The sequence below is a fragment of the Pseudomonas monachiensis genome, from assembly GCF_047345015.1.
Classification (GTDB): domain Bacteria; phylum Pseudomonadota; class Gammaproteobacteria; order Pseudomonadales; family Pseudomonadaceae; genus Aquipseudomonas; species Aquipseudomonas monachiensis.
Genome location: NZ_CP178857.1, coordinates 4828357 through 4850417 on the forward strand (window position 1 = coordinate 4828357; position 22061 = coordinate 4850417).

The 22061-nt window shown below is 61.0% G+C and carries 19 protein-coding genes; 8 read left to right on the top strand and 11 right to left on the bottom strand.

Annotated elements, in window-relative coordinates; translation table 11 throughout:
• The first annotated feature begins 1 nt into the window (after position 1).
• Positions 2 to 862 (top strand): MurR/RpiR family transcriptional regulator, encoded by an 861-nt coding sequence (locus ACMDB8_RS21590; RefSeq protein ID WP_170948639.1) that lies wholly within the window; start codon positions 2 to 4, stop codon positions 860 to 862.
• Positions 863 to 900: 38 nt separating this feature from the next.
• Here the strand turns inward: ACMDB8_RS21590 and ACMDB8_RS21595 are convergent, their stop codons facing one another.
• The 11 genes from ACMDB8_RS21595 to edd all read right to left on the bottom strand — a co-directional run bounded on the left by ACMDB8_RS21595 (position 901) and on the right by edd (position 14549).
• Positions 901 to 1821, bottom strand: a complete 921-nt coding sequence (locus ACMDB8_RS21595) for a D-hexose-6-phosphate mutarotase (RefSeq protein WP_223541251.1) — start codon at positions 1819 to 1821, stop codon at positions 901 to 903.
• Positions 1822 to 1934: 113 nt separating this feature from the next.
• Positions 1935 to 3281, bottom strand: a complete 1347-nt coding sequence (locus ACMDB8_RS21600) for a carbohydrate porin (protein ID WP_223541250.1) — start codon at positions 3279 to 3281, stop codon at positions 1935 to 1937.
• Positions 3282 to 3475: 194 nt separating this feature from the next.
• Entirely contained in the window at positions 3476 to 4636 is a 1161-nt protein-coding gene (locus ACMDB8_RS21605; RefSeq protein ID WP_056725954.1) for an ABC transporter ATP-binding protein, read from the bottom strand.
• A gap of 4 nt (positions 4637 to 4640) precedes the next feature.
• Positions 4641 to 5486, bottom strand: a complete 846-nt coding sequence (locus ACMDB8_RS21610; protein ID WP_007995997.1) for a carbohydrate ABC transporter permease — start codon at positions 5484 to 5486, stop codon at positions 4641 to 4643.
• A complete protein-coding gene (locus ACMDB8_RS21615) occupies positions 5479 to 6387 on the bottom strand; it encodes a carbohydrate ABC transporter permease (protein ID WP_008032969.1) in 909 nt (302 codons plus the stop codon). Before ACMDB8_RS21615 ends, ACMDB8_RS21610 begins: the two co-directional genes overlap by 8 nt.
• Before the next feature lie 146 nt (positions 6388 to 6533).
• Positions 6534 to 7832, bottom strand: coding sequence for an ABC transporter substrate-binding protein (locus tag ACMDB8_RS21620; protein WP_056725956.1), 1299 nt, complete (start codon positions 7830 to 7832; stop codon positions 6534 to 6536).
• Between the two features lie 117 nt (positions 7833 to 7949).
• On the bottom strand, positions 7950 to 9209 hold the full coding sequence (locus ACMDB8_RS21625) for an AGE family epimerase/isomerase (protein WP_056725959.1): 1260 nt from the start codon (positions 9207 to 9209) through the stop codon (positions 7950 to 7952).
• Positions 9210 to 9397: 188 nt separating this feature from the next.
• Positions 9398 to 10825, bottom strand: coding sequence for an ATP-binding protein (locus ACMDB8_RS21630; RefSeq protein ID WP_201783892.1), 1428 nt, complete (start codon positions 10823 to 10825; stop codon positions 9398 to 9400).
• Between the two features lie 31 nt (positions 10826 to 10856).
• Positions 10857 to 11588, bottom strand: a complete 732-nt coding sequence (locus tag ACMDB8_RS21635; RefSeq protein WP_056725962.1) for a response regulator — start codon at positions 11586 to 11588, stop codon at positions 10857 to 10859.
• A gap of 178 nt (positions 11589 to 11766) precedes the next feature.
• Positions 11767 to 12726: a glucokinase gene (locus ACMDB8_RS21640; RefSeq protein ID WP_409078374.1), complete on the bottom strand. Its 960-nt coding sequence runs from the start codon at positions 12724 to 12726 to the stop codon at positions 11767 to 11769.
• Complete coding sequence (gene edd / locus ACMDB8_RS21645; RefSeq protein WP_056725966.1) at positions 12723 to 14549, bottom strand: phosphogluconate dehydratase; 1827 nt, start codon at positions 14547 to 14549, stop codon at positions 12723 to 12725. Before edd ends, ACMDB8_RS21640 begins: the two co-directional genes overlap by 4 nt.
• A 220-nt stretch (positions 14550 to 14769) precedes the next feature.
• Here edd and gap point away from each other — a divergent pair, with 220 nt between their 5' ends.
• The 7 genes from gap to ACMDB8_RS21680 all read left to right on the top strand — a co-directional run bounded on the left by gap (position 14770) and on the right by ACMDB8_RS21680 (position 22051).
• Positions 14770 to 15771 (top strand): type I glyceraldehyde-3-phosphate dehydrogenase, encoded by a 1002-nt coding sequence (gene gap, locus ACMDB8_RS21650; RefSeq protein ID WP_056725969.1) that lies wholly within the window; start codon positions 14770 to 14772, stop codon positions 15769 to 15771.
• 144 nt (positions 15772 to 15915) lie between these two features.
• On the top strand, positions 15916 to 16380 hold the full coding sequence (locus ACMDB8_RS21655; protein ID WP_056725971.1) for a methylglyoxal synthase: 465 nt from the start codon (positions 15916 to 15918) through the stop codon (positions 16378 to 16380).
• A 77-nt stretch (positions 16381 to 16457) separates the two neighbouring features.
• Positions 16458 to 16976, top strand: coding sequence for an RNA polymerase sigma factor (locus ACMDB8_RS21660; RefSeq protein ID WP_056725973.1), 519 nt, complete (start codon positions 16458 to 16460; stop codon positions 16974 to 16976).
• 121 nt (positions 16977 to 17097) lie between these two features.
• On the top strand, positions 17098 to 18063 hold the full coding sequence (locus tag ACMDB8_RS21665) for a FecR family protein (RefSeq protein ID WP_223541249.1): 966 nt from the start codon (positions 17098 to 17100) through the stop codon (positions 18061 to 18063).
• Between the two features lie 122 nt (positions 18064 to 18185).
• A complete protein-coding gene (locus ACMDB8_RS21670) occupies positions 18186 to 20750 on the top strand; it encodes a TonB-dependent receptor (protein ID WP_409078375.1) in 2565 nt (854 codons plus the stop codon).
• A gap of 114 nt (positions 20751 to 20864) precedes the next feature.
• Positions 20865 to 21473, top strand: coding sequence for a biliverdin-producing heme oxygenase (locus ACMDB8_RS21675; protein ID WP_056725978.1), 609 nt, complete (start codon positions 20865 to 20867; stop codon positions 21471 to 21473).
• Positions 21474 to 21661: 188 nt separating this feature from the next.
• Positions 21662 to 22051, top strand: a complete 390-nt coding sequence (locus tag ACMDB8_RS21680) for a YbaN family protein (RefSeq protein ID WP_056725980.1) — start codon at positions 21662 to 21664, stop codon at positions 22049 to 22051.
• Positions 22052 to 22061: the final 10 nt, after the last annotated feature.

Genomic DNA, 22061 nt, shown 5'->3' on the forward strand with positions numbered 1-22061 from the left:
CGTGCGAAATTTACTGGAGCAAATCCAGAATCGCCTTGAAGAGCTGAACAAGGCCGAACGCAAAGTCGCCGAGGTGATCCTGCTCAACCCGCAGCAGGCCACCCGCTTCAGCATCGCCGCCCTCGCCCAGGCCGCTTCGGTCAGCGAACCGACGGTCAACCGTTTCTGCCGTTCGTTCGGCGTCAGCGGCTACCCCGAGCTCAAACTGCAACTGGCGCAGAGCCTGGCCAGTGGCGCCGCCTATGTCAGCCGTGCGGTGGAGGCCGATGACAATCCGGAGGCCTACACCCAGAAGATCTTCGGCAGCGCCATCGCCTCCCTGGACAGCGCCTGCCAGGCACTGGACCCGAACCTGATCAGCCGTGCCGTCGACCTGCTGATCCAGGCGCGGCAAATCCACTTCTTCGGCCTCGGCGCCTCGGCCCCGGTGGCACTGGATGCGCAGCACAAGTTCTTCCGTTTCAACCTCGCCGTCACGGCCCACGCGGATGTGCTGATGCAGCGCATGATTGCCTCGGTGGCCCATACCGGCGAGTTGTTCGTGATCATTTCCTACACCGGCCGCACCCGCGAACTGGTGGAAGTGGCGCGCATCGCCCGGGAAAACGGTGCCTCGGTGCTTGGCCTGACCGCCGAGAACTCGCCACTGGCCAAGGCCAGTACCCTGAGCCTGAATATCCCGCTGCCGGAAGACACCGACATCTACATGCCGATGACGTCGCGGATCATCCAGCTGACCGTGCTCGACGTGCTCGCCACGGGCATGACCTTGCGTCGCGGGGTGGATTTCCAGCCGCATTTGCGCAAAATCAAGGAGAGCTTGAACGCGAGCCGGTATCCGGTGGGTGACGAGTTTAATTAGGACGCTTCGCGCAAAAGATCGCAGCCTCGTTTCACTCGTCAGCTCCTACAGGTATACGCGCTTGTGTAGGAGCTGCCGAAGGCTGCGATCTTTTGATCTTCTTTACACCCCCCCACCCGCGCCTGCAAACTCAAATGCGCCCGCTCCCCCGGTTTCAGGCACAGGCTGTCGGTGCCTCCACTCGCCGCTTCCACACAGACAAATTCGGATATCTCGTTCCAGGTCACGCCGAGCAGCGGACGTGAACCGGGATGCCACACCACGGTGTCGGCCGTATCCCCGGTATCGATGCACAACGCCCGGTCCCAGGCATGGTCGTTCAACTGCAATTCGCCGTCGTGCTGGAACACCCGCTGGCATCCGCCGTCCACGCGCAATTCGCCTTCCTGCTGACAAACCTGCCGGCTCAACTGGTCGTAACCCTGCGCGCCTTCGAGCCCAGACAGCGCTATCTCACTGACATCGCCAATACGCCAGTAAGCATGCAAAGCCTGGCTCAACTGGCACGGCATGTCGTCCTGATGCTCGGTGCTCAGGCGCAATTCCATGCGTTCACCCAGGCGCGCGTGCAGGTCCACCTGCCAGTCGCACAGCTTCAGTTGCCAGTGCAATCGCACGCCATCGTCGTCACTGTTGCTGTCGAGCAGCTTCCAGTCGAGCAACCGCGCCCAGCCATGGGACGGCCAGGCGTTCTCGCTCGGATGCCGGCCATACCAGGGCCAACACACCGGCACGCCGCCACGAATGGCGCCGACCTGCGGCCACTTTGCCGCGCACCACAGCCAGGGTTTCTGGCCCTTGGGCTGGAAGTGCAGCAACTGCGCGCCCTGACGGCTGAACACCGCCTGACACAGCGGATGGTCGATCACCAGCACGTCGCGCGTCTGATAGCGCTCCCACGCGAACACCGGACGTTCGCGCAAGGATTTGAAGAAGCGTTGTAGCGGATGCTCAAGCATGTGCCACGGTCCTGAAATCAACTGTCACCGGGGTGCGCGGCCCGCAAAAAAAAGCGGACAGCCATGGCTGTCCGCAAATATGCGCACATGGAGAGAAGCTTATCGCAGACGCGTTAGAACACCGACTGAATTTTCAGGCCGGCCACCAGCGCGTTGTCGACTTCATCCACACCACCCGGGTGCGTGACGTATTGCAGGTTGGGACGTACGGTCAGCCAGTTGGTCACGTGGAAGCCGTAGTTGATCTCGTAGTTGTATTCGGTTTCACGAATCGGCGAGAACAGCGGATTGTCGTATTCCGAAACACCGTTGGCCACGTTGGTCAGCTCGGCGTTTTTCTTCACGTCATCGTTGACATGGATACGGGCGAAACCGATGCCCACGTCATCCTTCGGTCGCGCGTCGAACGGGCCCTTGTACACGAACATCAGCGACTGGTAGTTGTCGATGAAGTTGGTGTCCTTGTCGTGGAACGTGGCGTTGGCCGCGATGTTCAGACCACGGGAAGCATCGCCATTGTGGCTGGTGAGTTGCTGCTGCGCGACGAACCAGTAGCCGTGCTTGCTATCGTGGACGCGATAAGGGTTGCCGCTGGTCGCTGCGTTCTGGCCGTTGTCGTCTTCGAGAACGTCGTCTGCCGGGGCTGTGCTTTTGTAGTAACCGACACGGTACTCGCCCGGCAGGTTGTTGACCTTCGGCGACCAGACCAGTTCGACCGGCAACACGGTGCCCTCAGTGCCACTGCCGCTGAGTTTGAAACCGTTACCGTGTTCCAGTTGCGTCGGGTTCTGGTTGTACGCACCAATCTGAGCGTAGAGTTCGTCGTTGATGTTGTACTTCACGCGGATCGCCGCCTGGCTGACCGGCCAGTTGTACCAGATGTTGGTGGCCCAGTTACCGACCTGGGATCCACAGAACGCCAGGTTCTGGAATTCGCACGGGAAGGTGTTGAAGTCTTCACCTTCACCGAAGTAACCGGCCTTGACGTCCAGCTTGTTGTCGAAGAACTGGTGCTGAATCCACAGCTGGGTCAGACGGACCATGTGGCCGCGACCATAGACTTCCTGGGAGGAACTCAAGGTGCCGGCACGTGGATCGCCAATACGGTCGTTGGAGATGTTTTCGCCGTTACGGTTGGTGAGCTGGATTTTGGCCTGGGTGTTATCCCAGCCGAACAGTTTTTCCAGGTCCAGCGCCGCGCCCAGGCCAAACTGGTCGGCATAGCGCGCGGTCTTGTCATCGTTGAACCCGCCATGCAGGTTGCCACCGACTTCACCAACGTAGTCCATCTTGATGTCGATACCCTGCTCGATCAGCTTGGTACGCTCGCCACCCCAGTCGCCCGTCATCCATTTGGAGTCTGAGCTGAACGCTTCATCGGCCATCGCATTGCCGGCCAGAACCAGTGCTGCCGCTGCTGAAACCTGGCAGATCAACCGGGCCTTGTTCTTCATCTTCATCCCTACTTCCTCGTTTTATTGTTATTAACTTTTCTTCTTTAACGCGGTTACATCAGTTGCGATGCGCGACAGGCCGCGCACCACGGATCCCCCTGTGGGAGCGGGCTTGCTCGCGAATGCGGTGTGCCATTCAACGCAGATGTCGACTGATCCACCGCTTTCGCGAGCAAGCCCGCTCCCACATTTCTTGATCTTCAGCGGCCTTTGAACTGTGCGACGTTGGCAGCGTGTGATTCGGTTTTCGCTACGCCAGCGACCCCCAGTCGCTCACCCGTTTTCGCATCGAACAGCAGCACTTTCGCCGGATCGAATTGCAGGGTCAGGGTCTCGCCCACCGCTGGCGCCACGTCCGGTGCCAGGCGGCAGCAAACCTTGGTGTCGTTGAGGTTGACGAAGACCAGGGTGTCCGGCCCGGTCGGTTCGGTGACCTGGACTTCGGCGCGAATGGTCGGCAAGCCATTCGCTTCGCCGTTGGCCAGGATGATCTGCTCAGGGCGCATGCCGAGGATCACTTCGCGGTCCTCAAGACCGGCGTCCTGCATGCCCAGCGGCAGTTCGCAACGGGCCTGGCCGCTGTCGAGCAATGCCAGCAGACGACCGTCCTTGCGCTGCAGGCGCAGCGGGATGAAGTTCATCGGCGGCGAACCGATGAAGCTCGCCACGAACAGGTTGGCCGGGTTGTTGTAGATGTCCTTCGGCGTACCGAACTGCTGGATGATCCCGTCCTTCATCACCGCCACTTTGTCGCCCAGGGTCATGGCTTCGATCTGGTCGTGGGTCACGTAGACCGTGGTGGTTTTCAGGCGCTGGTGCATCAGTTTCATTTCGGTGCGCATCTCGACCCGCAGCTTGGCGTCGAGGTTGGACAGCGGTTCGTCGAACAGATAGATCTTCGGCCGCCGCGCCAGGGCACGGCCCATCGCCACGCGCTGTTGCTGGCCGCCGGAGAGCTGGCCGGGCTTGCGGCTGAGCAGGTGTTCGATCTGCAACAGCTTGGAAACCCGAGCGACTTCTTCGTCGATTTCGGCGATCGGCATTTTGCGGATCTTCAGGCCGAAGGCGATGTTGTCGCGCACGCTCATGGTCGGGTACAGCGCGTAGGACTGGAACACCATGGCAATGTCGCGATCCTTGGGGCTCATGCCGCTGATGTCGGCATCGTCCACCAGGATCGCGCCGCCGCTGATGGTTTCCAGGCCGGCGATGCAGTTCATCAAGGTCGACTTGCCGCAGCCCGACGGGCCGACCAGGATCAGGAACTCGCCGTCATCGATCTTCAGTTCGATGTTTTTCAGGGTGTCCGGCAAGCCGGGGCCGTAGGTCTTGTTGACGTTGCGTAATTCGAGAGTTGCCATGTTTCTACCCCTTGACCGCGCCGGACGTCAGCCCACGCAGGAAATACTTGCCAGCGAATATGTAGACCAGCAGTGTCGGCAGCCCGGCGATCATCGCGGCGGCCATATCAACGTTGTATTCCTTGGCCCCGGTGCTGGTGTTGACCAGGTTGTTCAGGGCCACGGTAATTGGCTGGGCGTCGCCACTGGCGAACACCACGCCGAACAGGAAGTCGTTCCAGATCTGGGTGAACTGCCAGATCAGGCAGACCATCACGATCGGGATCGACATCGGCAGCAGGATCTTCAGGAAGATCGTGAAGAAGCCCGCGCCATCGAGCCTTGCGGCCTTGACCAGCGCATCCGGAATGCTCACGTAGTAGTTGCGGAAGAACAGCGTGGTGAACGCCAGGCCGTAGACCACGTGCACCAGCACCAGGCCGGTGGTGGTGTTGGCCAGGCCGAACTTGCCGAGAGTGAACGAGGCCGGCAGCAGCACGGTCTGGAACGGCAGGAAGCAGCCGAACAGCAGCAGGCCGAAGAACAGCTGTGAACCACGGAAGCGCCACATCGACAGCACGTAGCCATTCATCGCACCAATAAACGTGGAAATCAGCACCGCTGGCACGGTGATCTTCACCGAGTTCCAGAAGTAGCCACCGACCACGTCCCAGGCCTTGATCCAGCCGATGCCGTCGATCACGGTCGGCCAGCTCAACAGGTTGCCGGTACGGATGTCTTCCGGGGATTTGAAACTGGTCAGCAGCATCACCACCAACGGAATCAGGTACACCGCCGCTGCCAACAGCAGGGTGGCGTAGATCGCGATGCGGCTGAAGCTCAATGCTGGTTTGCCGAGTTGATTAGTCATGGCGTTTGCCTCGCAGCTCGGAGTACAGGTACGGCACGAGGATGGTCAGCACGGCACCGAGCATCAGCATGGCGCTGGCCGAACCGATGCCCATCTGGCCACGGCTGAAGGTGAAGGAATACATGAACATTGCCGGCAGGTCGGAGGAGTAACCCGGACCGCCCGCGGTCATCGCCGCGACCAGGTCGAAGCTCTTGATCGCGATGTGCGCCAGGATCATGAAGGCACTGAAGAACACCGGGCGCAGGCTCGGCAGGACGATCTTCAGGTAGATGGTCGGCAGGCTCGCACCGTCGACTTGCGCGGCACGGATGATCGATTGATCGACACCGCGCAGACCGGCAAGGAACATCGCCATGACAAACCCGGAGGCTTGCCACACGGCGGCGATCACCAGGCAGTAAACGACGCGATCCTGATCCACCAGCCAGTCGAGACGAAAGCCCTCCCAGCCCCAGTCACGCAGCATCTTGTCCAGGCCCAGGCCTGGGTTGAGCAGCCATTTCCACGCGGTACCGGTGACGATCATCGACAGCGCCATCGGGTACAGGTAGACGGTGCGGATGAAGCCTTCCTTGCGAATGCGCTGGTCCAGCAGCACCGCGAGGAACACGCCCAGCACCAGGCTGATGCCGATGAACATGCCGCCGAACAGCGCGAGGTTCTTGCTCGCGACCCACCAGCGGTCGTTGTCCATCAAGCGCATGTATTGCTGCAGGCCGACCCACTTGTAGCTCGGCATGAAGCTGGAGTTGGTGAAGGACAGAATGAACGTCCAGATGATGTAACCGTAGAAACCAACCAACACGATCAGCATGCTCGGCGCGAGTACCAACTTGGGTAGCCAGCGTTGCAGCGCATCGAACGGTGAGGCTTTGCTGAAAACCGCCACAGAGCTCATCGGGATAATCCAGGTTTAGATGTAAGGATCGGAGTGCGATCCCTTGTAGGAGCTGCCGCAGGCTGCGATCTTTTGATCTTGATTTTAAAAAACAAAATCAAAAGATCGCAGCCTGCGGCAGCTCCTACAGGGGGGATGCCAGGGAATTACTGGGCAGCTTTGACAGCCGAGGCCAGTTGGGCGCTGGCCTTGGCCGGGTCAGCATCCTTGTCGTTCATGAAGTTGGTGACCACGTCGAAGATCGCGCCTTGCACCGCCAGGGAAGTGGCCATGTTGTGCGCCATGCTCGGTTGCAGGCCGCCGGTCTTGTCGTCCGCGATGAAGTCCTTGGCCGACTTCTGGGCGCACTCGTCGAAGCCGAGCTTGTCCATTTCGTTCAGCATGTCGTTACGCACCGGGATCGAACCCTTGTTCATGCTGAAGACTTTCTGGAAATCGGTACCCAAGGCGACCTTGGCCAGGTCTTGCTGGGCAGCGATGTCGCCCTTGCGATCGGCCTTGAGCTTGAACACCGCCAGGGAGTCGATGTTGTAGGTGAAGGCTTTTTCAGTGCCCGGGAACGCTACGCACAGGTAGTCCTTGCCCGCGACTTTCTTCGCCGCCGTCCACTCGCTTTTCGCCCAGTCGCCCATCATCTGCATGCCGGCCTTGCCGTTGATGACGTCGGCGGCGGCGATGTTCCAGTCACGACCGGCGCGGTTCGGGTCCATGTAGCCGGTGATCTTTTTCAGCTCGGCGAACGACTTGGTCATCTCCGGGCCGGACAGGGTTTTCTGGTCCAGGTCGACCAGGGCTTTCTTGTAGCCGTCAGCACCCATGACCGAGAGCACGATGTCTTCGAACACGGTGCTGTCCTGCCAAGGCTGACCGCCGTGGGCGAGCGCGATGAAGCCGGCGGCCTTGAGCTTGTCGCCGGCGGCATAGAATTCTTCGAGGGTGGTCGGGGCTTTTTCGATCCCGGCTTTCTTGAACACCTGCGGGTTGATCCACAGCCAGTTGACGCGGTGGATGTTCACCGGCACGGCGACGTAGTCACCTTCGTACTTCACGGTGTCGGAGACTTTCTTCGACAGCAGGCCATCCCAGTTTTCGGACTTGGATACTTCTTTCAACGCGTCGGTGCTGAGCAGGCCGGTGCTGCCCCACTCCTGGATGTCCGGGCCCTTGATCTGTGCAACGCCCGGCGGGTTGCCGGCTACGGCGCGACTCTTGAGTACGGTCATGGCCGTGGAACCGCCACCGCCGGCGACTGCGCCGTCCTTCCAGGTGAAGCCGTCTTTTTCGACTTGAGCCTTCAGGACATCGACCGCTGCTTTTTCACCACCGGAAGTCCACCAGTGAACGACTTCAACGGAACCTTTGGATTCGGCGGCCAGGACACTGAGGGGAAGTGCAGACAGGGAAGCGAGAGAAATGACAGTAGCGAGGCGAGAAATCGCATTCATCTAGGAGCACCTTTCTTGTTGTTATGCATGCAAGTCTGTTGCTTGCGCTGCATAGGATTCTAAACAGGGGATATCCCTTCGCAGGTAACGAAGGGATGCGCGAATGTCACCGCATGGTTACATAGAACCGCTCTGGGACAACTGCGCCAGCGCCGTAGCCATGCTTGGCGCCAACGCCAGGCGCGGAATCAGCACGGCTTGCCAGGCGTGGTAAAGGTCAGGCTTGCCGGGCCAGATATCGGCACTCGGGCGGTTCAGCGGATCGAGTTCGTGATGCCAGCTGCCGCCTTCGCGGTCGATGAAATGACTGTCAGAGAATTCCCAGAACAGTCGGTACCAGTGTTCGTATTGTTCATCGCCGGTGCGCTTGAGCAAGGCACTGGCGGCGGCGCTGGCTTCGCAATGGGTCCAGTGCAGGCGATGGCGGACCACCGCTTTGTTGTCCCAGTCCAGGGTGTAGACGATGCCCGGCGCGCCATCGACATCCCAGCCGTGGAGGCAATTGTGCTCGAACAGTTTTTGCGCATCGGTGACCAGCCAGCCCGGCGTGAGCATCCCCGCTCTCACCCGCGAAGCTTCGAGGTGCAGCAACAGCCGCGCCCACTCGAAACCATGGCCAGGCGTGGTGCCGTAAGGGCGGAAGCCGTCGGCCGGATTGTCGTGGTTGTAGTCCCGCAGTGGCTGCCAGGCGCGGTCGAAATGCTCGATCACCAGGTAATCGTTGGCGGCGGCGTGGCCATGGATCACTCGTTCGACAATCCGTTGGGCGCGGCTCAGCCAGCGGTTGTCATCGGTGACATCGGCCAGGGCGAGGAAGGCCTCGGTGGCGTGCATGTTGCTGTTGGCGCCCCGGTACGCCTCCTCTTCGCTCCAGTCGCGCCTGAAAGACTCGCGCATCGCGCCTTCTTCTTCGCACCAGAAATAAGTGTCGATGATATCGATCGAGTCATCGAGCAAGGCTTGCGCACCGGGACGCTGCGCGACCACCGCAGAACTGGCGGCCAGCGCGACGAAAGCGTGCAGATAGGCATTCTTGCCGGTATTGCCGTCGCGGTGTTCGGCAGTCGCGAACCAGCCGCCATGCAGCGCATCACGCAATGGTCCGCGCAGGGCGGCAACACCGTGATCCACCAGCTCGGCAAAACCCGGCAAGCCCTGAATATGGGCCATGGCAAAGCTATGGGTCATGCGCGCGGTGTTCATGGTGTGGGCTTGCGCATCAGCTGGGAGACGGCCTTTTTCATCGAGGTTGCCGAAGCCTTCAGGCAGTTTCGAAGCCTTGGCAAAGGCCAGCAGGCGCAAGCCTTCGGTGGCGAGCCATTGCTGATGGGCAGGTGCATTCAGCCAACTGCTGAAGGCCGGTTGGAAGGTGTCCATGGCGTACCTTTTTTGTTGTTATGACTGAGGGGCAGCATAAACAACGGACGAAGGCGGGCTTGTAACGAAGGGGGTGGGTTATGTCACCAGGCTGTGACAATTGCATAGCAAGATCAAAAGATCGCAGCCTTCGGCAGCTCCTACAGGGATCCATGTAGGAGCTGCCGAAGGCTGCGATCTTTTGACTTTCAATCCATCGAGCGGGGTAACTGCAGGGTCACCCGCAACCCGCCCTCACGCAAATTCTGCAAGCTGACCTCACCGCCATGGCTATGGGCAATGTTGCGGGCAATCCCCAGCCCCAGGCCATAACCCTGCTGCTGCCCGGCCAGGCGGAAGTGCGGTTCGAACACCTGCTCCAGGCGCTGCTCCGGCACGCCCGGCCCCTCATCATCGACATGCAGGATGAACGCGCTTTCATCGTCATCGATGTGCAGGTGCGCGTTCTGCCCGTACTTCAACGCATTGTCGATCAGGTTGCCGATGCAACGCTTGAGCGCCAGCGGTTTGCCCGGATAGGACGCCAGCGCCCGCCCCTGCTGGGTAACGCGGCCGTTGCCGTTCGGCGCGAGATAGGGTTCCACCAGGCAATCGAGCACATGGTTGAGGTCCACCGGCTCGATGTTCTCGTGGATGTCGGTGTCTTTCACGCATTGCAGCGCACCCTTGACCAGCAATTCGAGCTCGTCCAGGTCGCGCCCGAACTTGGCTTGCAGTGTTTCGTCCTCGAGCAATTCAACCCGCAGGCGCAAGCGGGTGATCGGCGTGCGCAGGTCGTGGGAAATGGCGCTGAACAACTGGCTGCGCTCGGTCAGGTAACGGCTGATGCGCTCGCGCATGGTGTTGAAGGCGCGCCCGACCTCGACCACTTCGCTGCCACCGCCCTCGGCCACCGGTTCCACATCGGCCCCCAGCGACAGGTCCCGCGCCGCCCGCGCCAGGCGCTTGAGCGGACGACTCTGCCAGTGCACCAGCAGGCCGATGAACAACAGCAAAAAGCTGCTGGTCAGGACAATGAACCACACCTGCTGCGCCGGCAGGCCCTGCTCTTCAAGGCTGGTGTAGGGCTCGGGCAACAGCGAGGCGATGTACAGCCATTCGCCCGGCGCCATCTGGATCTGCGTGACCAGCACCGGCGGATTCACCGGCTCCAGGGTCAGCGCGTAGTGCGCCCAGGAGCGTGGCAACTCATCAAGCTTGAGGCCGCCATTGAAGATGCGCAGGTCTTGCGGGCTGACAAAAGTCACCGAGATGTCGGTGTCCTGGCCGAGAGACTGGCGCAGCACTTCGTCCACCGCCTTGAGCACCGCCTCTTTGCGCGGAGTAATGGGTAACACTTCCATGCCCAGCGGCTTGTCGTTGAGCGTCACCACGAACCGGGTGCCGCCCATGCTGCGCAACTGGTCGAGCACCAAGGGGCGAAACGCCACCGGCAACGAACGGAAATAACTGACGCTGGCGGTCATTGAATGGGCCAGGCTGCGGGCGCTGGTGACCAGGCCCTCGAGTTGCGTGGCACGCAGTTGCGACACCCAGATCACACTCGACAGTGCTTGGGCGAACAACACCGCCAGCAGGGTCAACAGCAACATCCGCCCGAGCAGCGAACGCGGCATCGGCACCTTGGCGGCGAGCTTGCGTAAAGTCTCAGTGACCATTGCTGGCAACCACGTTGGCTGCCAGTTGGTAACCGCTGCCACGCACGGTGCGGATCAGCCGTGGCGGTTTCTCGGTGTCACGCAGGCGCTGGCGCAACCGGCTGACCGCCATGTCGACGATGCGATCCAGGGGCATCAGATCACGGCCACGGGTGGCGTTGCCGATGGTGTCGCGGTCGAGGATTTCCTGCGGGTGATCGAGAAACAACTTCAGCAGCGCAAAGTCGGCGCCCGAGAGAATCACCTCTTCGCCGTCGATGTGGAACAGCCGATGGCTGACCATGTCCAGCCGCCAGTCATCGAAGGCCAGCACCTCACCGCCACTGCGCTCCTGACCGAACTGCGCGCGGCGCAGCAACGCCTTGATCCGCGCCTGCAATTCCCGCGGGCTGAAGGGCTTGCCGAGGTAATCGTCGGCACCCAGTTCCAGGCCGATGACGCGATCGGCCTCATCGGAACTGGCGGTGAGCATGATGATCGGCACCTGCGCCTGACGCGGATGCTGGCGAATCCAGCGGCACAGGCTGAAGCCGTCTTCGTCGGGCAACATCACATCAAGGATCACCAGATCACTCGGCGCCTCGTTCAGCGCCTGGCGAAAGCCGGCACCGTCGGGCGTGGTACGGACCTGAAATCCGGCGCGGGTCAGGTAGGTATCCAGCAACTCGCGTATCTCTTGATCGTCATCGACCAACAAAATCGACTTGTTGACTGAGCTCACAGGAAGGCGTCCTTGTTGTTTGAATTGGGCGGATTATGCCTTAAGCACTGATTTTACAAACACCACAGAAACAACTGTGGGAGCGGGCTTGCTCGCGAAGGCGTCGTAACATTCAACATATTGGTTGACTGACACACTGCTTTCGCGAGCAAGCCCGCTCCCACATTTTGATCGTATTTCAGGCTGGGAGAGATTGCTCCAAAGCCACACCCGCACCCATCAATCCCGAATACGGCGCCGTCACCAGCCACACCGGAATCCCCTTGAAGTAATCGCTCATGCAACCCTTGTCGGCGAAGCAGCGGGCGAAACCGCTTTCGAGGAAGAAATCGGCAAACCGCGGAATCACCCCGCCCACGATGTACACGCCACCGCGTCCACCGGTGGTCAGCACGTTGTTGCCGGCCACGCGACCGAGCCAGCAGCAGAACTGCTCAAGTACTTCCACGGCAATCGGGTCGCCCGCCAGCCCGGCAGCAGTAATCGCTTCCGGCGTATCGAGCACAGGCGTGTGCCCGTCCACCGCACAGATCGCCCGATAGACACGGGGCAAGCCGCCACCGCTCAGGGCTGTTTCCGCACTGACATGGCCGATTTCGTTGAAGATGTGCTGCCAGAGCTGGGTTTCACGTGCACTGCTCAATGGCAGATCGACGTGACCACCCTCCCCCGGCAATGCGGCAAAACGGCCCTCGCCCAGATCGAGCAAGGTGCCGACGCCCAGGCCGGTGCCCGGGCCAATCACCACCGCCGGGCGCAACGGCTCGGGCGTGCCCGCGCAGACCACGCGGAATTCGCCGGGCTGCAAACGGGTCATGCCCAGGGCCATGGCCGAGAAGTCGTTGACCAGCAACAGCTGATCCACCTGCAAGGTCTGGCAAAAGCCCTTGCGGCTCAGGCGCCAGTGATTGTTGGTGAATTTGAATTCATCACCGCTCACCGGGCCTGCCACCGACAGGCACACCGAACCGATCGCACCCGGCGCCAGCCCCAGGCCATTCAAATAGAAGCTGATCGCATCGATAGGGCTGGGGAAATCTGCCGTTGCCAGCACCTGGACCGATTCCAGTTGCTGGTTATTCCACAACGCGAAACGTGCGTTGGTCCCACCGATGTCACCGACCAAAGCCAGTTTCAATTAAGCGTCTCCAGGGCAGAAGTGAAGGCGCTGGCGCCCTGCTCCGCCGAGCTGAAGGCCATGCGCATGAAACCGAACAGCTCGCGACCGGTGCCGATGTTGTTGCCCAACAGGCCTTTGGCCGGCGTGCGCGCTGCGAATTCTTCGGCGTCCACCATAAGCTCCAGGGTGCCTTTGACGCCATCGACGCGGATGATATCGCCCTCTTGCACCCGCGCCAAAGCGCCACCGACATAAGCTTCGGGGCTGACATGAATGGCCGCCGGGATTTTCCCCGACGCACCGGACATGCGCCCGTCGGTCACCAGCGCGACTTTGAAGCCGCGATCCTGCAGCACGCCGAGGAACGGCGTCATCTTGTGCAGCTCCGGCATGCCGTTGGAGCGCGGGCCCTGGAAGCGCATCACCGCGACAAAATCCTTCTCCAGCAAACCGGCCTTGAACGCATCGGCCAGGTCCTGCTGATCCTGGAACACCATGGCCGGCGCTTCGACGATCTGGTTTTCCACGGCCACGGCGGAGACTTTCATCACGCCACGACCGAGATTGCCTTCCATCACCCGCAAGCCACCTTCGGCCGAGAATGCACGGGCGACCGGACGCAGGATGCTTTCATCGAGGCTGTCGGTCACGCCTTCGCGCCAGACCAGTTGGCCATTGTCGAGGAACGGCTCCTGGGTGTAGCGGCTCAGGCCGTGGCCCATCACGGTGTTGACGTTTTCGTGGAGCAGACCGGCTTCCAGCAGTTCACGAATCAGGAACGACATGCCACCCGCGGCCTGGAAGTGGTTGATGTCGGCTTTACCGTTCGGGTAGACGTGGCTGAGGGTCGGCACGACTTCGGAGAGGTCGGCCATGTCCTGCCAGGTCAATTGAATGCCCGCTGCCATGGCGATGGCCGGCATGTGCAGGGTGTGGTTGGTCGAACCGCCGGTGGCGTGCAGCGCGACAATCGAGTTGACCAGCGAACGCTCATCGACGATTTCGCCGATCGGGATGTAGTCACCGTTCTGCTTGGTCAAACGCGTGACCTGATGCGCCGCTTCGCGGGTCAAGGCATCGCGCAACGGCGTGTTCGGGTTGACGAAGGACGCGCCCGGCAGGTGCAAGCCCATGACTTCCATCAGCAACTGGTTGGTGTTGGCGGTGCCGTAGAAGGTGCAAGTGCCAGGGCTGTGGTAGGACTTCATTTCCGATTCCAGCAACTCTTCGCGAGTTGCCTTGCCTTCGGCGTACTTCTGGCGCACGTCGGCTTTCTGCTTGTTGGAAATGCCCGAGACCATCGGCCCACCCGGCACGAAAATCATCGGCAGATGGCCAAAGCGCAGCGCGCCCATCATCAGGCCCGGCACGATCTTGTCGCAGATGCCAAGCAGCAGTGCGCCGTCGAACATATTGTGGGACAGCGCCACGGCCGTGGACAACGCGATCACTTCGCGGCTCGGCAGGCTCAGTTCCATGCCCGGCTCGCCCTGGGTCACGCCATCGCACATGGCCGGGGTGCCACCGGCGAACTGGCCGACGGAGCCGATCTCGCGCAGAGCCTTTTTGATCATCTCCGGAAAGACTTCGTACGGCTGGTGCGCCGAGAGCATGTCGTTATATGACGAAACAATCGCAATGTTGGCGGAGTTCATCATCCGCAGGCTGTGCTTGTCGTCGCTGCCGCATCCGGCCACGCCGTGGGCGAAGTTGGCGCATTGCAGCTTGCCGCGCATCGGACCGTCGCTGGCCGCACCGCGAATCAATGCAAGGTAAGCCTCACGCGTGGCGCGGCTGCGGGCGATAAGCCGTTCGGTGACCTCAAGGACGCGGGGATGCATGTGTAGAACTCCAGGCTAACGGATGTGGCGACCTGATTGTCTATGCTGATCAAAGCCCGGTGTCGATGGGATGACAGACGGTTTTCTTGATCGGTTGGACCAGTTGATTCAGGTCACTCGTTGTAGATTGAACAAAATATTGCCATTAAAAAGGCTTGTTTTCTATTTTTTTGCGAATAATCTTGTAATTCCAACAACAAAACGACGGTAGCGCCGCACTATGACTCTTCGAATCGCAATCAATGGTTTTGGCCGCATCGGCCGTAATGTCCTGCGAGCACTCTATACCCAGGGCTACCGTCAGGATCTGCAGATCGTCGCCATCAACGACCTGGGCGACAGCGCGATCAATGCTCATCTGCTCAAGTACGACACCGTTCACGGCACGTTCGATGCCGATGTCCAGCATGACCAGGAGAGCCTGACGGTCAACGGCGACCGCATTTCGGTCAGTGCCATCCGCAACCCGGCCGACCTGCCCTGGGCCGCGGAAAAGATTGATGTAGTGTTCGAATGCACCGGTCTGTTCACCGACCGGGCCAAGGCCGCCGCGCATATTACGGCGGGCGCGCGCAAAGTGATCATCTCGGCCCCGGCCAAAGGCGCCGACGCCACCGTCGTTTACGGGGTGAACCACGACATTCTGCGCCAATCGCACCAGATCATTTCCAACGCGTCGTGCACCACCAACTGCCTGGCTCCGGTGGCCCAGGTGTTGCATCGCGAGTTGGGCATCGAAAGCGGTCTGATGACCACCATTCACGCCTACACCAACGACCAGAACCTGACCGACGTCTACCACACTGACCCGTACCGTGCCCGTTCGGCCACCCAGAACATGATCCCGAGCAAGACCGGTGCCGCCGAAGCGGTCGGCCTGGTGCTGCCGGAACTGGCAGGCAAACTGACCGGCATGGCGGTGCGCGTCCCGGTGATCAACGTGTCGCTGGTGGACCTGACCGTGCAACTGAAAAAAGAAGCCAGCGCAGAGGAAGTCAACGCGCTGCTCAAGCAAGCCAGCCAGCACTCTAAGATCCTTGGCTATAACACCCTGCCGCTGGTTTCCAGCGACTTCAACCACAACCCGCTGTCGTCGATCTTCGATGCCAACCACACCAAGTCCAGCGGCAAGCTGCTCAAGGTACTGGCCTGGTACGACAACGAATGGGGTTTCTCCAACCGCATGCTCGATAACTGCCTGGCGCTGTGCAACGCCGAGTAAGCGAAGCTTACGACTGTAGGAGCTGCCGGAGGCTGCGATCTTTTGATCTTGTTCTTAAAAAGCAAAATCAAAAGATCGCAGCCTCCGGCAGCTCCTACAGATGTGCGCAATGCAAAGCATCGTGTTCATGTCCTGGAGCCCCCCATGATCGGCATCAGCTTTACGCAAAAGACCATGGCGGCGCGCAAGCGTATCGCCCTGGTCGCCCATGACCACTGCAAGGTGTTCTTGCTGGACTGGGCCGAACGGCAAAAAGACAGGCTGGCCCGGCATGATCTGGTCGCCACCGGCACCACGGGGTTGTTGTTGCAACAACGCCTCGACCTGCCGGTGCAAAGCATGATCAGCGGGCCGTTGGGCGGCGACCAACAGCTCGGCGCGCAAATCGCCGAGCAGCGGGTCGACATGCTGGTGTTTTTCTGGGACCCGTTCGAACCCCAGCCCCACGACCCGGACATCAAGGCGTTGCTGCGGGTCGCGGCGGTGTGGAACATCCCGGTGGCGTGCAACGAATGCAGCGCAGACTACCTGCTCAGCAGCCCGCTGATGGATCAGGCGCACCCCCATCGGATTCCCGATTACGCCACCTACTTGCAGGGCCGCGCATAAAGCTTCACAAATCAGGACTTGACCACTCGAGTAGATGATAAGCATTATCATCTACTCGAAATGGATCAGGTTCTCCCGTGAGTCAGTCGCGCTTCAACCACGTTTTCCTCACCCAGCGCACCTCCCTGCTGCGCACGCTGGAACGGATGGTCAACAATCACAGCACTGCTGAAGACCTCTTGCAGGAAACCTACCTGCGGGTGACCCGTGCATTGAGCGAACGGGCCATCGATCATCTTGAGCCCTTTGTCTTCCAGACGGCACGCAACCTGGCGCTGGACCATTTGCGCGCGCGGCGCATCCATTCGCGCACCATGGTCGATGACGTGCCGCAGGAGTTGGTGCACAGCATCGCCGCCCCCACCAGCAGCGCCGAAGACGCCGCCCATGCCGAACAATTGCTGGAGCGCCTGAACGTGAGCCTCGGTCAACTCAGCGCCCGCCAACAGCGAATTTTCATCCTCAGCCGCCTGCACGGGCACAGCTACCAGGAAATCGCCGAGGAGCTGAACGTGTCCCTCAGTACTGTGCAGAAAGAACTCAAACTGATCATGTCGATCTGCATCGGGGTTGCCGATCGCTTGAACGCCAACTGAGCGCCAAGGCCCTGCGCTTATCTGGACCGACTGCGCTGATCATCGGGCTTTGCTACCCTTGGTCCACTTTCTACGCTTCACTAAAAAAACAGCCGTGCACTGACACTGCCGAGGAAACACCGTGACGGACAACCACCGTTCCCCAGAGCCTTCATCGGCGCAGGACCCCGCAAGCGCGATGGACCAGGCCCTGGACTGGCTGATCGTGCTCGACAGTCCCGACGAGGAGCAGACCCGCCAATTCCATGCATGGCTTGACGCCGATCCGTTGAATGCCCAGGTGTTCGCCAAGGCCCAGGCGATCTGGGACGGCCCACAAGTGGCGCAGTGCGCGCAAAGCCTGGCTGCGCGCCCCGCGAAAGTCACTGCCATTGCCCGTCTGCGTCCGCACTGGAAACCACTGGCCACCGCCGCCGTGCTGCTGCTCGGGCTGTTCAGTTTCAGCAGTTTGCCGATGCGCCTGCAGGCCGATCACCTGACCGTGGTCGGCGAGCGCCAGCGCCTGCAATTGGAGGACGGCTCCAGGGTCCTGCTCAATACCAATTCGGCGTTTTCAAGCACCATCAACGACCAGCAACGTGTTGCCCGCCTGTATCAGGGCGAAGCGTTTTTCGAAGTGCAGGCCAATCGCGGCCAACCCCTGGAAATCGATGCCGGACCGGTCACGGCCAGCGTTCGCGATACCGCGTTTGCCGTGCGTTACCTCGACGGCGTGGCACAGGTGCGGGTACAGCGCGGCGATGTCGACTTGCGCGCCACCCGCAACGACGCCCGGGTGCGCTTGTCCGCCGGGGAAAGCATTCGCATCGGCCCCAACGGCTTCGACCGCCCGGCCAAGCTGGATGCCGCCACCGACCTGGCGTGGGTCCAGGGACGTCTGGTGTTCGAAAACTGCCCGTTGAACCAGGTGCTGGCAGAACTTCGCCGCTACTACCCGGGCTGGATCATCAACAACAACGAGCAGTTGGCCGATGTCACCGTGACCGGCAACTACCGCCTCGATCAGCCGCTGGACGTGGTTCGCTCCCTGGCCCATATCACCTCGGCCCGGCTCCAGGAATTCCCGGCGCTGGTCATCCTGAACTGAATGAGAATTATTTTTACTCGATAGCCAAACCCCGTACGTCTCGTTATAGCCAATGCAATTGATTCGCATCTAACCCTGCCAATCAGCACCTATAAAGATTCGTGCGACACGGAGCGCTATCGATGTCCCCTCGCCTTACCCGCCAAGCCCCTACACCTTCCCGCGTGCTGTCGCTGCTGACCGCCGCCATCCTGATGGCCGGTACCGCACCGCTCATGGCCGCCACCTCCACCGAGCAGTCGACCCGCAAAATGGGCGACTACGCATTCGCCATTCCCCAGCAATCACTGGTGTCGGCACTCAATGCCTTTACCGCCGTGACGGGCTGGCAAGTCGGCGTGTCGTCGGAGCTGGCGCAAGGTGTGGCCTCGCCGGGAGTACGCGGCTCGCTGTCGCCGGAGAACGCCCTGGATCGCCTGTTGGTGGGGACCAACCTGGGCTATCGCAAACTGGGCAACAACAGCATCGTCCTGGAAAAGCGCAGTGGCAGCAGTACGCTCAACCTGCAACAGGTGACCATCAGCGCCACCCGTAACGAGCAGGATGTGAACAGCGTACCGAGCACGGTCTCTGTCTACACTCGCGAAGATCTGGACCGAAACAACGTCAACACCATCAAGGAACTGGTGCGTTACGAGCCCGGTGTTTCGGTGGGTGGTTCAGGCCAACGCGCCGGCATCACGGGCTACAACATTCGCGGCATCGATGGCGACCGCGTGCTGACCCAGGTCGATGGCGTGCAGGTACCCGACGGTTTCTTCAACGGCCCCTATGCCCAGACCAACCGCAACTATGTCGATCCGGAAATCGTCAAGCGTGTGGAAATCCTCCGGGGCCCGGCGTCGGTGCTGTATGGCAGCAGCGCCATTGGCGGTGCGGTCAGCTACTACACGCTGGACCCGGACGACATCATCAAGCCAGGCAAGGATGTCGGCGCGCGCCTGAAAACCGGCTACAGCTCCGCCGACGACAGCTGGCTGACTTCCGGCACCGTCGCCGGCCGCACCGGCGAGTTCGATGGCCTTTTGCATCTGAGTCAACGCAACGGCCATGAAACAGAGTCCTATGGCGATACCGGCGGCACTGGCCTGAACCGCACGGAGGCCAACCCCCAGGACGCGCGCACCACCAGCGTGCTGGCCAAACTGGGCTGGAATTACGCCGACGACGCGCGTTTTGGCCTGACCTACGAGCATTACAAGGACGACCGCGACACCAATCAATTGAGCGCAGTGGGCGGCCCGTTCAATGCCGGACGCGGGTTCGGCTACTACAAGTCCCGTACCGGTAACGACACGATCACCCGCGAACGCTTTGGCCTGGAACACAGCTTCGGTCTGGACAGCACTCTGGCTGACAACATCAAGTGGACGCTGAACTACCAGATCGCCAAGACCGACCAGACCACCGAAGAAATCTACGCGCCGTCGCGGACTGTGCTGCGTAACCGTGATACGACTTACAAGGATCGCCAATGGGTATTCGATGCCCAGGCTGACAAGTCGTTTGCCATCGCCGATACCGATCACTTCGTCACCTATGGCACCACCATCAAGCAGGACAAAGTCACCGGCCTGCGTACCGGTACCGGCACCTGCCTGACCGTGGCCGGTGCCTGCCGTGTCATTGGCGCCCCTAGCACCAGCGACACGCTGACACCCGCCAGTGACTTCCCGGACCCGACCATCAATAGCTACGCCCTGTTCGCCCAGGATCAGATCAGCTGGGGCAACTGGACCTTCCTGCCCGGTGCACGCTACGACTACACCCAGCTCAAGCCGCATATCACCGACGAGTTCCTGGCCACCGCCGACCAGAGCGGCAACGGCACGGTGAGCGACGAGACCAAGACCTGGCATCGCCTGTCGCCGAAATTCGGCACCACCTACAGCTTCAACGATCACTACACCTGGTACGGCCAATACGCCGAAGGCTTCCGCACCCCGACCGCCAAGGCGTTGTATGGTCGTTTCGAAAACATCGCCGGCGGCTATCGGGTCGAGCCTAATCCGGACCTCGAACCGGAAAAGAGCAAAAGCTACGAAACGGGTTTGCGCGGCAACTTCGAGCAGGGCTCGTTTGATGTGGCGGTGTTCTACAACAAGTACCGCGACTTCATTAACGAGAACGCCATCACTCCGGGCTACACCGAGACCACGTTCCAGAGCAACAACATCAAGCACGCCACCATCAAGGGGGCCGAGGTCAAAGGCCGCCTGAACCTCGACGCCTTCGGCGCGCCGCAAGGCCTCTACACCCAGGGCTCGGTGGCTTATGCCTACGGTCGCAATGACGACAACGGCGAGCCGCTCAACAGCGTCAACCCGCTGACCGGTGTATTCGGCCTCGGCTACGACCAGGACACCTACGGCGGTTTGCTCAGCTGGACCCTGGTGAAGAAGAAGGACCGCGTCGACAGCACCAGCTTCAAGACCCCGGACGGCACCAGCACCCAGTTCAAGACCCCCGGTTTCGGCATTCTGGACCTGAGCGCGTTCTACAAAGTGACCGACGACGTGACCGTCAGCGGCGGCGTCTACAACCTCACCGACAAGAAATACTGGCTGTGGGATGACGTGCGCGGCTACGACAGCGTCGGCGAGGCCTCGGTGACCCAACCGGCCAACCTCGATCGCCTGACCCAGCCGGGTCGCAACTTTGCGGTCAACCTGATCTGGGATATCTGATCCGCACATCCCGCTGGGCGGTTTCATCTAGCCGCCCGGTGAGGTTTTTTTACTGTCAGGCGCCTTGCTGTTCGTCTCGTTACCAAGCGCCTCTTCTTTCTCCAAGGAATTGCCATGACTACCCAGGCCACCGAACAACGCCCCAACCTGCGCTCACAGCGTTTGAACCAGATCACCAACGAGCCGCACAGCAAGCTCGATGCCCTGGTCAAGGCCCACTCCCCGTTTGAAACCCCGGCCAATTTCGCCCGCTTCGTGGTAGCGCAGTACCTGTTCCAGTCGGAACTGGTGTCGCTGTACAACGATGCCGAACTGACCGCCATCGTCCCGGATCTGCCGGCCCGCTGCCGTGCCGATGCCGCCAGGGCCGACCTCGCGGACCTGGACACCGACGTGCCGACACCTGTGGCCGGTGCACTGAAGAACCCGACCAAGGCCGAAGCCCTGGGCTGGATCTTTGTTTCGGAAGGCTCGAAGCTCGGTGCGGCGTTCCTGATCAAGCGTGCCGTGGGCCTTGGCCTGAGCGAAACCTTCGGCGCCCGCCACCTCGGCGAACCGGCCGGTGGCCGCGCTGAAGGTTGGAAGCGCTTCGTCCAGACCCTGGACGGCCTGGCATTCAGCACCCAGGAAGAAGCCGAAGTGGAAAAAGGCGCCATCGACGCGTTCAACCGGTTTACCGTGTTGCTGGAGCAGGCTTACGCCAGCGCGCCGGAAGTCGCCTGACACACCGCTGTCCCTGTGGGAGCGGGCTTGCTCCGGGCGGCGTTCCGACGAAAGCGGTGTATCAGTCGACATGTTTTTTGAATGTCAGACCGCCTTCGCGAGCAAGTCGGATCGCCGCACCGCCGCTCCCACATTGGACGAAGCAAGTCTTCAGGATTTCGATTCGCCTCACGTGTTGCCTTGAACCCATGCCTGCCTCTTCAAAACTCTCCCGCCTCCTCTTCGGCCTGCTGGCCTATGTCAGCCTGGGCATCGGCCTGATCGCCATCGTCATACCCGGCCTGCCAACCACCGAGTTCATCCTGCTGGCCGCCTGGGCCGCGACCCGCAGTTCGCCGCGCCTGAGCGCCTGGCTGGAAAACCACCGGCTGTTCGGCCCTATCCTCCATAACTGGCGCAACGGCAAGATCATCGCGCGTCGGGCAAAAGTCAGCGCCACGGTCAGCATGCTGTTGTGTGCCGGTCTGATGCTGGTGATGCTCGATCACGGCTGGCCGATTTACCTGGCGATTGCCGGGATGGGGCTGGGCAACCTGTGGATCTGGTCACGGCCGGAATCACTGCCGCAAGTCACCTGAAGCCCCTTCA